The sequence below is a fragment of the Leifsonia xyli subsp. cynodontis DSM 46306 genome (assembly GCF_000470775.1).
In the GTDB taxonomy this organism is placed as follows: domain Bacteria; phylum Actinomycetota; class Actinomycetes; order Actinomycetales; family Microbacteriaceae; genus Leifsonia; species Leifsonia cynodontis.
Map to the genome: position 1 here is coordinate 1,860,138 of NC_022438.1, position 14,927 is coordinate 1,875,064.

Below are 14,927 nucleotides of genomic sequence, written 5' to 3' on the forward strand. Positions count from 1 at the left end.
CGAGAGTGGGGCTGTCTAGTTTCCCTGCACTCGATGACTTAGGAGGTCCTCGTGACCCACGCTAATGCTGCTTTGACTCCTCGCGAATGCCTCCGCCTGGCCCGCCAAGTCGTCGACGACGGCTGGTCCGTTGCTGCGGCGGCGACCTACTTCCGAGTGTCCTGACGCACCGCGGACCGATGGGCTCGTCGTTACGTGGAGATGGGCGAGGCGGGAATGCTGGACCGTTCGTCACGGCCGCATCACAGCCCGAACAAGACCCCGCGAAGACTGGTCCGCAAGGTCGTGCATCTGCGGTGGAAGAAGCGGCTGGGACCAGTCGGTATCGGCGCCCAGCTCGGCATGCCCGCCTCGACCGTTCACACGGTCCTCTCCCGGTGCCGGATCAATCGGCCCAGCCACGTCGACGTCCGCACCGGCGAACCCGCCCGCCGCTACGAGCACGAGCATCCCGGATCGATGATCCACGTCGACATCAAGAAACTCGGCAACATCCCCGACGGTGGCGGCTGGCGCTACGTCGGACGTCTCCAGGGAGAGCGGAACAAGGCCATCACCGCGAAGCGGACCGGGAAACACGGGATCACCGGCGACATGATCACCGGCACAGCGTTCGTTCATACCGTCATCGACGATCACTCCCGTGTCGCTTACGCCGAGATCCACGACGACGAAACCGCCGCCACTGCAATCGCTGTTCTGCGTCGAGCGGTCGGCTGGTTCGCCAGCCGTGGCGTCACCGTCGAACAGGTGCTCTCCGACAACGGCTCCGCATACCGCTCATACGCCTGGCGCGACGCTTGCGCCGAGCTCAGCATCCAACCGAAACGCACCCGGCCCTACCATCCGCAGACGAACGGCAAGATCGAACGCTTCCACCGCACCCTCGCCGACGGCTGGGCATACGCCCGGCACTACAACTCCGAATCAGCCCGCCGCAACGCACTCCCGGCCTGGCTGCACTCCTACAATCACCACAGGCCCCACACCGCCATCGGCAGCCAGCCACCCATCAGCAGATTGACCAACGTCCCTGAGAAACACAACAAGCCGGCAGTTCCCTGGATCTTGGTGATGCGCAGCTCGACCGCCGCCCCGGTGGCGCGCAGCGCGGCGATCTCGTGGTCGGCTCCGGCGTTGACCCGCACCTGGAGGAGCGGCCCCCTCGGCCTCCCGGGCGCGCAGCCAGCCCGTCACAGCGTCGAGGGCGTCCGCTTCGCTTTGGCCGCGGGTGCGACGGCGTCCTCCAGGTCGAGGATCACGAGGTCCGCGCCCGTGGCGACCGCCTTGTTGAACCGGTCGGGGCGATCGCCGGGGACGTAGAGGCCGGTGATCAGGGCGCTCATACGACCCCCTTGGCACGCAGGGCGTCGACTTGTTCGCGGGTGACGCCCACCTCGGCCAGCACCTCGTCGGTGTCGCGGCCGTGTGGCCGGCCGGCCCAGCGGATGCCGCCCGGTGTCTCCGAGAGCCGGAAGAGCACATTCTGCATCCTCACCGGGCCGAGTTCGTCGTCCGGCACGGTCTGCACGGTGCCGATCGCCTGGTACTGGGGGTCGGTCAGGATGCCGCGCACATCGTAGACCGGGGCGATGGCGGCCTGGGCGCGCTCGAACCCGGCGACGACATCGGCGATGGGGCGGGCAGCGATCCATGCCGCGACGGCTGCATCCAGTTCGTCGGCGTGCTCAGCGCGGGTGTGCCCGGAAGCGAACCAGGGCTCGGCGATCAGCTCGGGCCGGCCGACCAGTTCCATCACCCGTTCCGCGATCGACTGGGAGCTGGTGGAGACGGCCACCCAGTCGCCGTCGGCGGTGCGGTACACATTGCGCGGTGCGTTGTTGACCGACCGGTTCCCGGTGCGGGGCTGCACGGCGCCGAGCTGGTCGTAGGCGGTGATCTGGCCGCCGAGGAGCATGAGGATGGGCTCGATGATGGCCAGGTCGATCACCTGCCCGTGCCCGTCGCGGGCGGCGGCTCGCAGGGCGACCATCACGGCGTAGGCGGTGGAGAGCGCGGCGATGCCGTCGGCGAGCCCGAACGGCGGCAGCGTCGGCGGGCCGTCGGGTTCGCCGGTGAGGGCCGCGAAGCCGCTCATCGCCTCGGCCAGGCTGCCGAAGCCAGGACGGGAGGAGTACGGGCCGGTCTGGCCGAAGGCGGTCACCCGCGCGATCATCAGCCGGGGGTTGACCGCGTGCAGCGCCTCGGGACCGAGCCCCCAGCGCTCGAGGGTGCCGGGCCGGAAGTTCTCGATCAGCACGTCCGCGTCGGCCGCCAGTCGCCGCAGCAGTTCGGCGCCCTCGGGCGAGCTGAGGTCGATGGTGACCGTTCGCTTGTTGCGGCCCAGGGTCTTCCGCCACAGGTTCACGCCGTCCTTGGCCGGCCCGTGCCCGCGGGCGGCGTCGGGGCGGGCGGGATGCTCGACCTTGACCACGTCGGCGCCGAAGTCGCCGAGGAAGGTGGCCGCGAGCGGCCCGGCGAACAGCGTCGAGACATCGAGGACCCGGATGCCGGCCAGCGACGCGCTCATCGGCTGCCCTCCACATCCCACGCCAGCCGGAACCCGATGCTGGAGGACCGTTCGACACCGAGCCCGGCCAGCAGCAGTTTCAGGCTGAACGACGGCTCCCGCACCCCGCCGTCGGTGTACCAGTCCGACCCGAGGCTGACGTGCTCGCTGCCGCCTTTGAGCATGACGAACCGGGTGGCCCCGTCGCTGTGCTCGCTCTCGGTCCAGTTCCACACCGCCGGGGTCAGCCGCTGGAAGCCGGGCTGGGACGCCGCGAGCTGCCACTCGAACTCGTCCGGGAGGCGCGCCCCGGCCCAGGCCGCGTACGCGCGGGCGTCGGCGAGGGAGACGCCGGTGACGGGAGCGTCCGCGTCGAGAGATCCGACCAGGAAAGCGCTCCGCGACCTGCGGCCGGTAGCCGGTGCGGTCGAGGAAGTCGCGGAACTGTCCGACGGTGACCTCCCCGTTCGCCATCGCGACCCGGGAGGGGATGGTCACCCTGAGGGTCTCTGTGCGGTCGTCGTGCAGGCGCGGCGGAAGCGGCTTCCACTCCTCCACATAAGGCGCACCCTGGTAGAAGCCGGTCTCCCGGCGGCGGAAGGTGACCGGGACACGACGCTCGCCCGGCTCCACGAGCACACTGCCCGCGGGCGGCGCCAGGACCGGCGCCGGGGAGGGGATGCGACGCACCGCCTCGCGGGCGGGGAAGTCCGCGCTGGGTGGTGCGGAGTCCGTGTCCGCGCGGGCGGCGGCCAGCAGCTCGTCCAGCCCAGCTGGGGCGACAGCCCCCGGGGCGATGTCGAGGATCCCGGCGATGCCCCGCGCCGGGACCGTCACCCGGGAAACGCCCTCCGTCCCGGTGGTGACCTCGACCCGCCGGACGCCCTCGGCCGCGGCCTGGGCGAGCGGCTCACCGGTCCACGCCTCGTCGCCGCGGTTCACGATGGTCCAGAGCGTCACACCGTCGGCCGCGTATCGGGAGACGTAGACGCCCGCGGCGATGGCGGCCTCCGACGCGCCGAGCAGCGGCGACCACTCCCCCGTGACCAGGATCGGGCTCAGCGCCCGCTGGGCTCGGAGCATGCGGCGCAGCGTGGCCCGGTCACGCTCGTTCCAGCCGACCCAGACGCCGAAGACGGCGTCCCAGACCAGGACGCCGGTGCCGTTCATCCACGCCGCCTGCAGCTCATCGCTGTGGTCGCGGTTCCAGCGGCGGGTCGAGTGCAGCATGTGCCGGCGCTCGTACCAGTGCGCGCGCATCACCCCGGGAGCGGTCGAGTCGGCGAACCACTGCGCCCAGCTGAGCTGGTGGTCCACGATCCGCTGGTTCGGCACCCGGGATTCGCCTTCCAGCACCTGCGGCGGGGTGGCCGTGCGCAGCGCGTCGATGAGGCGGGTGTCGCCCTCCTTCATGGTGTCGAGGAACACGCCGTCCACGCCGAGCTCGGTGACCAGCGCGGCCAGCTCGGTCGGGTCGTCGCCGGCCGCGCGCCGGGTGCCGGTGTCCCAGGGGTTGTAGTCGACGAAGACGCGGATGCCGCGCTCGTGCAGCTCGGCGATCAGCCCGGTCAGGCCGGGGACGTCGCGATAGAAGTCGTACTGGTTGCGCTCGTCGATGCCGATGAGCGGGTAGGCGTGCCAGAGCACGACACCGTCGAAACCGCCGTGGTCGGCGGTGGCGGCGAGGAAGGCGTCGACCGTGAAACGCTGCCGTTCGTGGTCGAAGAGCCGCTCGTCCCAGAGCCAGACCTGGGCGACGCTGTACGCGCTGCGCGCCCAGCCGGTCTCGGTCCGCTCATAGGCGACTCCGTCATAGCCCAGGCGTGCCCGGGCCTCCTCGCGCCAGGCGGTCAGGTCGGCGCGCCAGAGACGCGAAGGGTCCCTTGGCGCGTGGTTTCGCCGGTGTCGTCAGGGTCAATAAAAACGGCAACTGGCAGATGGAGGCGAATTTTTCTTACGCTGACATCACGAAAGACCCCAAGACGGGCGAAAAGCGGCTCGATTACCATCCGATCGAGACCGGCGATGACTTCGACGAGCGGGGACGCTACCGAGGATACATCCCGCTCGGCTACTGACAGCAGGGACTGCTGAGTGAGGGTTCTTGAGCAGGAGGTCGAGATCCTTCGCCGGGCGGCGGCTCACCTCAGCCGGGACCGAGTCCGCCTGCTCTGAAGCGGGGCATGCCGAATTCGCGACGCTGGTGCCGGAGAGACACCGTCGACGGCTGGGCACGGGCCGGGGTGACGACGTCGCCCGCGATGGTGTGGCCCTTACGCGTCGCGAGCTGCCCGATCCTCTTGGGCATCGGGCAGCTCGCGGCGAGACGGCTATGTCGCCGGGACCTCAGCGGGCTCCTTCGTGTCCGGCTTCGCCGCGGCCTTCGCCCCGGCAGCCTTCTTCGGGGCCCGCGCCGGAGCGGCCTCGACGGCCGGCTTCGGACGGGCGGCGAACTCCTCGAACGCGGCGCGCGGCTGCGAGAGGCCGGGGAGCGAGACGATGTCGCGGCTGAGCCAGAAGTTGTTCCACCAGCCCCACAGTACGCGCCACTTGCGCTCCCAGCTGGGCATGGCGAGACCGTGGTAGCCGCGGTGGGCGAACCAGCCGAGGACACCCTTGAGCGCGAGCTTGCCCGACTGGAGCACGCCGAAGCCGAGACCGAGACCGGCGACAGCGCCGAGGCTCTTGTGGTAGTACTGGCGCGGAAGCTCGCCGCGCAGGTCCGCGATGAGGTTCTTCGCGAGGAGCTTCGCCTGACGGACGGCGTGCTGCGCGTTGGGCACGCAGAACCCGCCGACACCGGCGCCGGTCAGATCGGGCACGGCCGCCACATCGCCGGCAGCCCAGGCTCCGGGCACGAATTCCTCGTCGGTGCCGATGCGGAGATCGGCCCGGGTGCGGACGCGGCCGCGCTCCTCGATCGGGAGGTCGGTGTGGCGAACCACCGTCGGGTTCGCCATGACACCGGCGGTCCAGACGATGAGGTCGGACTCGAACGACTCGCCCGTGGAAAGCTCGATGCGGCCGTCGACCGCGCTGGTGAGCTGGGTCTCCAGATGGATCTGGGCGCCGCGCTCAGCGAGGTTCTTGATCACCCAGTGACTCGTCGGCAGCGAGACCTCCGGCATGATCCGGCCCATCGCCTCGATCAGGTGGAAGCGCGTGTCCTCGAACGACAGCTCCGGGTACTTCGCGAGCAGGGCGCTGGCGAACGAGCGCAGCTCAGCGAAGATCTCGATGCCGGCGAAGCCGCCGCCGACCACGACGACGGTCAGCAGCCGGTCGCGCTCGGGACCGGCCGGGAGCGCGGCGGCCCTGTCGAAATTCGCCAGAAGCCGGTCGCGGATGTACACGGCCTCCTCGATCGTCTTGAGGCCGACGGCCTGGTCCGCGACGCCCGGGATCGGGAAGGTGCGCGACACCGCGCCCGCCGTGACCACGACCTGGTCGTACTCGAACTCGTACGCCTCGCCGATGGCCGGCTGGATGGTCGCGGTCTTCTTCGCGTGGTCGATATAGGTGACCTTCGCCGTGATGACATTCGTCGTCGCGAGGTGACGGCGATGAGCGACCACGGCGTGACGGGGCTCGATGGAACCGGCGGCCACTTCCGGGAGGAACGGCTGGTAGGTCATGTAGGGCAGCGGGTCGACCATAGTGACCTCGGCCTCGCCCTTGCGCAACTGCTTCTCAAGCTTCCACGCCGTGTAGAAACCGGCATATCCACCACCGACGATCAGGATTTTGGGCACAGTAATGGGTCTCCTCAACACGAAAGTATGGAGTTAATCTACTCCCTGGTCGGCGTTCGCCTGAAATGCTTCCATGCGCCGACGCCGCCAAGGCCCAGCAAAGCGAGAAAACCGCTGATCAGAGCGAAGGGGAGCCAGAAGGTCGTGAGAAGGCTCCACGACGGCCACAAGAACAGTGTCCACACCGCCGGGCGTTCGGGGGCGAGTCTCTGGGGCGCTGGCGCGGCCTGCGCCCCGCCGGACTCCGGGGCTGCTGTTACCTCGGCGCGCCGGTGGATGCGGACCCACTCGCTCAGGTCGCCCATCGGGTTCGCTGTGACATGCGGGACCTCCGCGGTCACGGCCGCTGCGGCATCCAGCAGTCCGAACCCGTAGATCGGGCCCGGCACCGGAGCGCCGACCGGGCGCGCGGTCTTGACGATCCGGTTGATGACATCCGCCGCTTTCAGTTCGGGATGCGCCGCCCGCACCAGCGCCACCGCGCCCGAGACCAGAGGCGCTGCGCCGGAGGTGCCCGCCCACTGCACATAGCCGCCGCCGGGGTTCGCCCCCACGAGCTGCTCGCTCGGCGCGGAGACCCCGACGGTGATGCCCTGCGAGGAGGCGTCGAAGCTCGCGGTCCCGGTACGGTCGACGCCCGCGACGGTGAGCACCCCGGGGATGGTGGCGGGCGCGCCCACCTCCGTGGTGCCACTCCCCCGGTTGCCCGCCGCGGCGACCACGACAGTATCGTGCGAGAAGGCGTACTGGAATGCGTCGTCCCAGCTCGTCGGCCAGTCGAGCGTGTTGCGCGTGAGCGACATATTGATCACGCTCGCACCGTTGTCCACGGCCCAGCGCACAGCCCTGGCGATCTGCTCGTCGCTGCCGACCGCGCCCGTCGCCGTCCCGAGCGCGACCGAAGCGGTCAGGACGCTGGCTTCCGGAGCCGCGCCGAGAACGCCTTTCCCTCCGCCCGTGCCGCGACCGGCGAGCAGGGAGGCGACCCAGGTTCCGTGGTTCGCCTCGTCGCCCGCGCCGAGCGGCTTCTGCCCGTCCGGAGACCCGACGCCCGAGACGTCCGTGCCACCGACCACCGCGCCGGCGAGGTCGGGGACGCTGCCGTCCACGCCGGTGTCGATCACGGCGACCGTGACCCCGGCGCCGCGCGTCGTGTTCCAGGCCCGCTGGAATCCGTAGTCGCTCAGCCAGTACTCGAGAGCGCGGACCTGGTCGGCGAAGATTGCCGTGGGCGCGACGAGGGTGAGGGCGAGCGCCGCCGCCAGGGTCGCTGAGACCCGCGCTGCGCCACGGCCGCTCAGCCGGCGTCGATCCTGCACTCGCACACCTCCGGTGACCAGCCGCCGCGCGCGAGCGCGAGGTCGCCGATGGGGTTCGCCCCGGGTCCGGCGGCGAGAGCGTGCGCGGCGAGGGCATGCAGGCACTTCACCCGGGAGGGCATCCCTCCCGCAGAGATCCCCGCGATCTCCGCGACCGCCGCGACCGAATCGCGGTCGGCGAGGTACTGCTCGTGCGCAGCCCCGAATCCGCGCCGCACCTCCTCGTCCGCGGCGAGCAGGTCGTTGTATTCGGCCATGACCTGCGTCGCCTCCAGCTGCGACATCGCGGCCGTGGCGGCCGGATGCGACAGGTAGTAGAAGGTCGGGAACGGCGTCCCATCGTCCAGGCGCGGCGCGGTGGAGACCACCGTCGGCCGACCGCAGACGCAGCGGGCGGCGATGCCGACCACACCGCGCGCCGGGCGGCCCAGCTGTTCGCTGACGACGGCGATGTCCTCGTCGGTGACGGGATCGAACGGCGGTCTGGTCATCACTTGCCTTCGGTGCTGGACGGGGTCGTCGGTGCGGGCGTCCCGCTCAGCTGCTGGGACGTCGCCTCGGTCAGGCCCGCGCCCATGACCGAGGCGAACAGCGAGCCCACCCAATCGGTCTTCGTCTCCTGGAGCTTCGAGCTGACCGGCTGGTCCTGCTTCTGAGCAGCCGGCGGCCGGTCGTCGATCACCAAGTAGCTGACCTCGCCGGGCATCACGTAATAGAGCCGGTCGCGGGCCTGCGCGCGGATGTAGCTGGGGTCGTTCCACCGCGCGCGCTGCGAGGCGACCTCGTCGACCTGCGCCGAGAGCTTGTCGACCGCGGCCCGCTGGTCGGCGATCTGCTGCCGCTGCGCGATGAACGCCTGCGTGGTCGGCGCCAGGATGACGACCGCCAGCACAAGCACGCCCATCATCATCAGCGAGAACGCCGAGAAGTGGATGCCGCGCAACCAGCGCCCGGCCACGCCCGGGGCAGAGAACGTGGCGGCGACGCGGCGTGTGCGCGGCTTGGCCATGGCCCCTCCCGACGGCTCGGCGGATGTGGAACAGGGCAGCGGGGCCCCGGGACAATCGTAGGCGATCGGCGGCCCGGGACCGCTGCCGGGGCGGGGTGTCGAGGCGACCGGTCAGGCGGTTGCCAGGATCGCCACGAGGCGGGCGGCGCCGAGCGCGAGCAGGGCCACGCCCACGACGGCGAAGACGAGCCCGACCGCACGGGCGTCCTCCGCCCGGAACGGGCGACGGGCATCCCGATCGGCGAACAGGGCGGCAGCGGCCCGAGGACGGCGGAGGAGACAGAGGCCGAAGACGGCGAGCAGGGCCGCGAGCAGCGCGAAGAGGGCGAGGGGGACGAACTCCCGGGCGATCATGCCGCGAGTCTAACCAGCCGGGCCGCTTGCTGCGCCGCGCCTCGTGTACCCCACCGGGCGGAGGCCCGCTGTGAAAGCACCCCGCAGCACGGAGGCCCCGGCTCAGAGCCGGAGCCTCCCGAGCGCACAGGGCGGCTCAGCCCTGGTGACGGGGGAACGCCGAACGGCCGGCGTAGACCGCCGCGTCGCCCAGCTCCTCCTCGATGCGCAGCAGCTGGTTGTACTTCGCGACGCGCTCGGAGCGGGCCGGGGCGCCGGTCTTGATCTGACCGCAGTCGGTAGCGACGGCGAGGTCGGCGATGGTGGTGTCCTCGGTCTCGCCGGAGCGGTGCGAGAGGACGGCGGTCATGCCGCTGCGCTGGGCCAGCGAGACCGCGTCCAGCGTCTCGGTCAGAGTGCCGATCTGGTTGACCTTGACCAGGATGCTATTGGCGGCCTTCTGCTGGATGCCCTGCGCCAGACGCTTCGGGTTGGTGACGAACAGGTCGTCGCCGACGAGTTGCAGCGTCGAGCCGATCTCGGCGTTCAGGTGGGCCCAGCCCTCCCAGTCGTCCTCGGCCAGCGGGTCCTCGATGGAGACCAGCGGGTAGTTGGCGGCGAGCTCGGCGTAGTATGCGCTCATCTGAGCGGCCGTGCGGTCCTGGCCCTCGAAGCGGTAGACGCCGTTCTCGAAGAACTCGGTGGAGGCGACGTCCATGCCGAGCGCGATCTGCGTACCCACCCGGTAACCGGCCTTCTCGATGGCCTCGGCGATGAGGTCGAGCGCGGCGCGGTTGTGCTCCAGCTCGGGCGCGAAGCCGCCCTCGTCGCCGAGGCCGGTGTTGAGGCCTTTGGACTTCAGCAGCGACTTGAGCGAGTGGTAGGTCTCCACCCCCCAGCACAGTCCCTCGGAGAAGGTCTCTGCGCCGACGGGCAAGATCATGAACTCCTGGACGTCGACACCGTTGTCCGCGTGCGCGCCGCCGTTGATGATGTTCATCATCGGAACGGGCAGGACATGCGCGTTCGGGCCGCCGAGGTAGCGGAACAGCGGCAGGTCGGCGGAGTCCGCGGCGGCCTTCGCGACCGCGAGGCTGACGCCGAGGATGGCGTTCGCGCCCAGACGCTTCTTGTTGTCGGTGCCGTCGAGGTCGATCATCGCCTCGTCCACCAGGCGCTGGTCGCTGGCCTCGAAGCCCTCGATGGCCGGGCCGATCTCGTCGAGCACCGCATCCACGGCCTTCTCGACGCCTTTGCCCAGGTAGCGCTTCTTGTCGCCGTCGCGAAGCTCGTAGGCCTCGAACGCGCCGGTGGACGCACCGGACGGGACGGCGGCGCGGCTGACCGTGCCGTCTTCGAGGAGCACCTCGACCTCGACGGTCGGGTTCCCGCGCGAGTCGAGGATCTCGCGAGCTCCTACAGCTTCGATTGCAGCCACAACAGTCTCCTTGGTGATTTTCGTGGGTTCCCGATCAGTCTAGTGACGTTTCCCCGCCGTGTTTCGTGGCCGGTCCCGACGGGGAGAGGACTCCCGGCGAACCCGGGAGCCTCTTCTCCGCTCCCTGCTGGCACGCCGATATCCCGGCGATTTCTCCTCCGTTTCCGCCCGCGCGGGAAACGGAGGAGAACCACCAGTGGAACCCGCTCACTGTCAGGAAACGGAGGAGTTTCCGGGCGAAAGAGGCGAGATGTCCTCCGTTTTCGACGGGCGGAGGTGGGGCGGGGGCGGGGTGGGTGGGGTGGGTGGCTACCGCTCGTTCAGGGGTTTGAGGTCGAGAGTGGCGGCGGAGGCGCCGGCGTCCACGAAGGCGAAGGAGCGGAACCCGGCGGCGGCGGCACGGTCGAGCACCGCCTTCAGGTTCTTCGAGCGGCGGTCGAGACGCACCCGGCGACCGGCGGCGACGAGCTCCGACTTGATCGCGAGCAGCCGGCCGATCGGCACCGCGGGGTCGTACACGAGCACGACCGAATCGGCTCCGGCGCTCTCCGGCAGCTCAAGGAGGTCGACCACGCGCTCGAAACCGATGGAGAAGCCGCAGGCGGGCACCTCCGTGCCGAGGAAGCGCCCGATCATGCCGTCGTAGCGGCCGCCGCCGCCGACAGAGCTGCCGGACCCCGGGTGCGCGATCTCGAAGATGGTGCCGGTGTAGTAGCCCATCCCGCGCACCAGCGTCGGATCGAACCGCAGCCGCACCCCCGTGGGCAGCGTGCCGAGCGCGTGGGCCAGCGCCTCCAGCTCGCCGATCGCATCGGTGTCCACGCCCGCGGGGAGGATGCGCGAGATCGCCTCGGCCGTCAGCTCCGCCCCGCCATCGGCCAGGTGCGGCTCGAAGCCGGCCAGGATGCCGCCGAGCACGGCCGCAGAGTCCGCGCCGCCCTCGCTCAGCTCGGCGACCACGCCCTCCGCCCCGATCTTGTCCAGTTTGTCGATCGAGATCAGCGCCTGCGGCCAGCGCGCCTCCGCAAAACCGCAGTGCTCGAGCAGTCCGTTCAGGATGCGGCGGTCGTTGATGCGGATCGTGCAGTCTTTCAGCCCCAGCGCGTCCAGCGTCGCCGCCGTCGCCGTGATCAGCTCGGCCTCCGCCAGCGGCGACGCTTCGCCGACGATGTCGATGTCGCACTGCACGAACTGCCGGTAGCGCCCCTTCTGCGGCCGTTCCGCCCGCCACACCGGCGCGATCTGGAGGGACCGGAACACCGGCGGCAGCTCGGCGCGGTGGCTGGCGAAGAAGCGGGCGAGCGGAACGGTGAGGTCGAAGCGGAGGCCGAGGTCGCACAGCGAGAGCGTGTCCCTGGACTCGATCGCCGCCCGCAGGTCGTCTCCGCTGAGACCGCGCTTCAGGACGCTGAACGCGAGCTTCTCGTTGTCTCCGCCGAGTCCCGAGTGCAGCCGCGCGACGTCCTCGGCCACCGGCGTCTCGATCTCGTCGAAACCGTGCGCCGAGAGACTGCGCCGGATCACCCCCAGCGCGTGCTCGCGGCGGGCCTTCTCGGCCGGAAGGAAGTCGCGCATACCGCGGGGAGGGGTGATCGGAGAGGCCATGCCTCCGATTCTTCCATCAGTTGCGTTCGCTCTCCTCCCGCGCCCGGGGGCGGGCCGGGCGTCACGAGCGGTGATGCCTTCCCCTCGGCACCACCAGCGGCGTCCCCGTCACCGGGTCGTCCACGATGACCGACTCCACCCCGAACACCTCGCGGACGAGTCCCGCCGTCACGACGGAGGCCGGTTCGCCGGACGCCACGATCTCCCCCGCCCGCAGCGCGACCAGGTGGTCCGCGTACCTCGCGGCCAGGTTGAGGTCGTGCAGCACCATCGCGATGGTCGTGCCCCGGGCGGCGTTCAGGTCGAGAAGGAGGTCCAGCACCTCGAGCTGGTGGGCGATGTCGAGGAAGGTGGTCGGCTCGTCGAGCAGGAGGATGTCGGTCTGCTGGGCGAGGGCCATCGCGATCCAGACGCGCTGGCGCTGGCCGCCGGAGAGCTCGTCGATGGCGCGCTCAGCCAGGGCGGCGACACCGGTGGCGGTCATGGCTTCGGCGACCGCAGCGTCGTCCTCGGCCGTCCAGCGGCGGAACCAGCCCTGGTGCGGGTAGCCGGCCGCGGGAGACGAGATCGGCGACGGTGATGCCGTCGGGGGCGGCCGGAGTCTGCGGGAGGAGCCCCAGCCGGGTCGCGACCTGCTTGGTGGGGAGGGTGTGGAGGTCGGCGCCGTCGAGCAGCACCGCGCCCGAGGCCGGCGCGAGCAGGCGGGCGAGCCCGCGCAGGAGCGTGGACTTGCCGCAGGCATTGGGGCCGACGATCGCGGTGAGGCGGCCGGGCGGGATCTCCAGATCGAGGCCGGCGACGACGACCCGGCCCTCGTAGGCGAGGGTCAGGCCGCTCGCGGCGAGCGTGCGGACGGCGGTGTCGGTCATGTGTCAGCCTCCCCGGCCGATGCGGTCGGTCTTGGTGAGCAGCCAGAGCAGGTACGGCGCCCCGACGACGCCGGTGACGACGGCGAACTGGGCGACGATGTCGGAGGCGACGAGCATGAGCGCGCCGAGGAGACGAGCGCGAGCGAACCGCGGCCGACCAGGCGGCGGGCGATCGGCGCGGCGAGGAAGGCCACGAACGAGACGGGGCCGGCCACCGCGACCGCGAACGCCGCGAGCGCCACCGCCACCCCGACGACGAGGATGCGCGTGTACACCGGCCGCACGCCGATCCCGGCGGCCGTGTCGTCGCCGAGGCCGAGGGCGGCGAGCGGGCGGCCGAGGAGCAGGGCGCACGGGATGAGCACGGCCGCGGCCACGGCGAGCGCGACCGGGTCCACCGCGTTCAGGCTCCCGGCGATCCACACGAGCGCTTGCTGCACATCGCTCAGATCGGCGCGAGTGAGGACGTATGCGACGACGGCGGAGCAGATCGCGGCGACGGCGATGCCGACGAGCACGAAGCGGTAGCCGCTCACGCCGCGCCGGGCAAGCAGGGAGATGAGGAGGGCCGCGAGGAGGGTGCCGCCCAGCACGACGCCGGAGAGCGCGAGCCCGGTGAGGCCGAACCAGACGAGCGCGATCGCGCCGGCGGCGCTGGCGCTGGCTGTGATGCCGATGATGTCGGGGCTCGCGAGTGGATTGCGGGCGACCGACTGGATGAGCGCCCCGGAGAGCCCGCGAGGCACGCGCCGACGAGGGCGGCGGCCACGAGCCGTGGCAGCCGCAGCTCCAGGATGACGAACGAGGTGAGCCGGTCCGCCCGCCCGATCAGCGCGGCCAGGACGTCCTGCGGAGCGACCCCGGCGGCGCCCCCGGTGAGCGAGAGCGCGCCGATGGCGACGACGAGCGCGGCGAGCACCGCGGTGACCCGCGCGGCACGGCCGTTCCGGCGGCGACGGTCGGCGCCCAGCACCCGCGTCGCCCCGGCGAACGCGTCCGCAGTGTTCGAGGTCTTGGCCGACGCGCTCACAGGCTCATCAGCTTCCGGCGACGTACCAGGACGATGAACAGCGGCGCCCCGACGAATGCCAGGACGACGCCGGCCTGCAGCTCACCCGGCGGTGCGGCAACGCGGCCGATGACATCACAGATCAGCAGCAGCGCCGGAGCGAACACAGCTGAGAAGGCCAGGATGCGACGATAGTCCGCGCCGACGGCCCAGCGGGCGGCATGCGGCACGACGAGCCCGACGAACGCGAGGGGGCCGACGGCGGCCGTCGCCGAACCGCACAGCAGCACGATCGCGACAGCGGAGAGCAGCCGCGCGCGGCCGACCCGCTGCCCGAGCCCGCGCGCGACATCGTCGCCGAGCGCGAGGCCGTTGAGCGCACGGCCGAGGGCGAAGGCCAGGACCGCCCCGATCGCGAGCGTCGGCAGCACTTGCAGCAGGATGCGCGGTTCCGCGGCCAGCCAGCGAGCCGACCTGCCAGAAGCGCAGCTGGTCGAGCGAACCGCGGCTCGTCAGCATCGCCGCGGTGAGGAGCGAGCCGAGGGCGGCGGAGACGGCGGCGCCCGCGAGCGCGAGCTTGATCGGCGTCGCGCCCTCCCGCCCAGCCGACGACACGGCGTAGACCAGCCCGGCGGCGAGCGCGGCGCCGAGGAAGGCGAACCACACAGAGACCGAGGCCGTGGCGACGCCCAGCGTCCCGATCGCCACGACGACCGCGAGCGCGGCACCGGCGTTGACGCCGAGAAGGCCGTGATCGGCGAGCGGGTTGCGAGAGAGTCCCTGCATCACCGTCCCGGCGAGGCCGAGAGCGAGCCCGGCCGCCACGCCGAGCAGCGTGCGGGGCAGCCGGCTGCCGACGACCACGAGCGTGTCGGGACCGGTCCCGGCCGGGTGGGACAGCGCATCGAGCACCACGGCCGGGGGGATGGTGCGCGCTCCCACCATGAGACTCAGCAGACAGGCCACGAGCAGCACGAGGACGGCGATCGCGAAGCCCGCGAGGGTGCGCCGACGCCGCCGGCCGGCCGGGGAGGACTCCCCGGCGCGACCGGCGCTCGGCGCGAGGACGCTCGCGGACATCGGC

Annotated in this window: 12 protein-coding genes and 4 pseudogenes; 2 read left to right on the top strand and 14 right to left on the bottom strand. The window is 71.3% G+C overall.

The window, feature by feature from the left end; translation table 11 throughout:
* Window positions 1-51: 51 nt before the first annotated feature.
* Window positions 52-1,032, top strand: a pseudogene (locus tag O159_RS08900) (IS481 family transposase); the annotation flags it as partial.
* 161 nt (window positions 1,033-1,193) lie between these two features.
* On the opposite strand, the gene O159_RS16860 reads toward O159_RS08900, so the two are convergent.
* From O159_RS16860 to O159_RS15255, 3 genes are read right to left on the bottom strand one after another with little or no spacing between them, the layout of a single operon-like run.
* Window positions 1,194-1,346 carry an aldolase/citrate lyase family protein gene (locus O159_RS16860; RefSeq protein WP_201766215.1) on the bottom strand — a complete coding sequence of 51 codons (153 nt, stop codon included), beginning with the start codon at window positions 1,344-1,346 and terminating at the stop codon, window positions 1,194-1,196.
* Window positions 1,343-2,530 (bottom strand): CaiB/BaiF CoA transferase family protein, encoded by a 1,188-nt coding sequence (locus O159_RS08905; RefSeq protein ID WP_043994214.1) that lies wholly within the window; start codon window positions 2,528-2,530, stop codon window positions 1,343-1,345. Before O159_RS08905 ends, O159_RS16860 begins: the two co-directional genes overlap by 4 nt.
* Entirely contained in the window at window positions 2,527-2,898 is a 372-nt protein-coding gene (locus tag O159_RS15255; RefSeq protein WP_201766262.1) for an SUMF1/EgtB/PvdO family nonheme iron enzyme, read from the bottom strand. Before O159_RS15255 ends, O159_RS08905 begins: the two co-directional genes overlap by 4 nt.
* 1,494 nt (window positions 2,899-4,392) lie before the next feature.
* On the opposite strand from O159_RS15255, the gene O159_RS08910 reads away from it, so the two are divergent.
* Window positions 4,393-4,587 (top strand): hypothetical protein, encoded by a 195-nt coding sequence (locus tag O159_RS08910; protein WP_021755466.1) that lies wholly within the window; start codon window positions 4,393-4,395, stop codon window positions 4,585-4,587.
* Window positions 4,588-4,839: 252 nt separating this feature from the next.
* On the opposite strand, the gene O159_RS08915 is transcribed toward O159_RS08910, so the two are convergent.
* From O159_RS08915 to O159_RS16865, 11 genes and pseudogenes are all read right to left on the bottom strand, one after another.
* On the bottom strand, window positions 4,840-6,261 hold the full coding sequence (locus O159_RS08915) for an NAD(P)/FAD-dependent oxidoreductase (protein WP_021755467.1): 1,422 nt from the start codon (window positions 6,259-6,261) through the stop codon (window positions 4,840-4,842).
* Window positions 6,262-6,299: 38 nt separating this feature from the next.
* Complete coding sequence (locus O159_RS08920; protein WP_021755469.1) at window positions 6,300-7,580, bottom strand: S8 family serine peptidase; 1,281 nt, start codon at window positions 7,578-7,580, stop codon at window positions 6,300-6,302.
* Entirely contained in the window at window positions 7,559-8,071 is a 513-nt protein-coding gene (locus tag O159_RS08925) for a DUF501 domain-containing protein (RefSeq protein ID WP_021755471.1), read from the bottom strand. Before O159_RS08925 ends, O159_RS08920 begins: the two co-directional genes overlap by 22 nt.
* Window positions 8,071-8,589 (bottom strand): FtsB family cell division protein, encoded by a 519-nt coding sequence (locus O159_RS08930; protein WP_021755473.1) that lies wholly within the window; start codon window positions 8,587-8,589, stop codon window positions 8,071-8,073. Before O159_RS08930 ends, O159_RS08925 begins: the two co-directional genes overlap by 1 nt.
* A 111-nt stretch (window positions 8,590-8,700) precedes the next feature.
* The gene (locus O159_RS08935; RefSeq protein ID WP_021755475.1) at window positions 8,701-8,943 is read right to left on the bottom strand and encodes a hypothetical protein; all 243 of its coding nucleotides are present in this window, start codon (window positions 8,941-8,943) and stop codon (window positions 8,701-8,703) included.
* A gap of 136 nt (window positions 8,944-9,079) precedes the next feature.
* Window positions 9,080-10,360, bottom strand: a complete 1,281-nt coding sequence (gene eno / locus O159_RS08940; RefSeq protein ID WP_021755478.1) for a phosphopyruvate hydratase — start codon at window positions 10,358-10,360, stop codon at window positions 9,080-9,082.
* A gap of 309 nt (window positions 10,361-10,669) precedes the next feature.
* Complete coding sequence (gene hisS / locus O159_RS08945; protein WP_021755480.1) at window positions 10,670-11,965, bottom strand: histidine--tRNA ligase; 1,296 nt, start codon at window positions 11,963-11,965, stop codon at window positions 10,670-10,672.
* Window positions 11,966-12,026: 61 nt separating this feature from the next.
* A pseudogene (locus O159_RS08950) lies at window positions 12,027-12,834 on the bottom strand (ABC transporter ATP-binding protein).
* Window positions 12,831-13,580: an iron chelate uptake ABC transporter family permease subunit gene (locus tag O159_RS08955; protein WP_236609458.1), complete on the bottom strand. Its 750-nt coding sequence runs from the start codon at window positions 13,578-13,580 to the stop codon at window positions 12,831-12,833. Before O159_RS08955 ends, O159_RS08950 begins: the two are co-directional and overlap by 4 nt.
* Window positions 13,581-13,624: 44 nt before the next feature.
* A pseudogene (locus O159_RS16590) lies at window positions 13,625-13,864 on the bottom strand (hypothetical protein); the annotation flags it as partial.
* A pseudogene (locus O159_RS16865) lies at window positions 13,861-14,923 on the bottom strand (FecCD family ABC transporter permease). The pseudogenes O159_RS16590 and O159_RS16865, both read right to left, overlap by 4 nt.
* Window positions 14,924-14,927 lie beyond the last annotated feature (4 nt).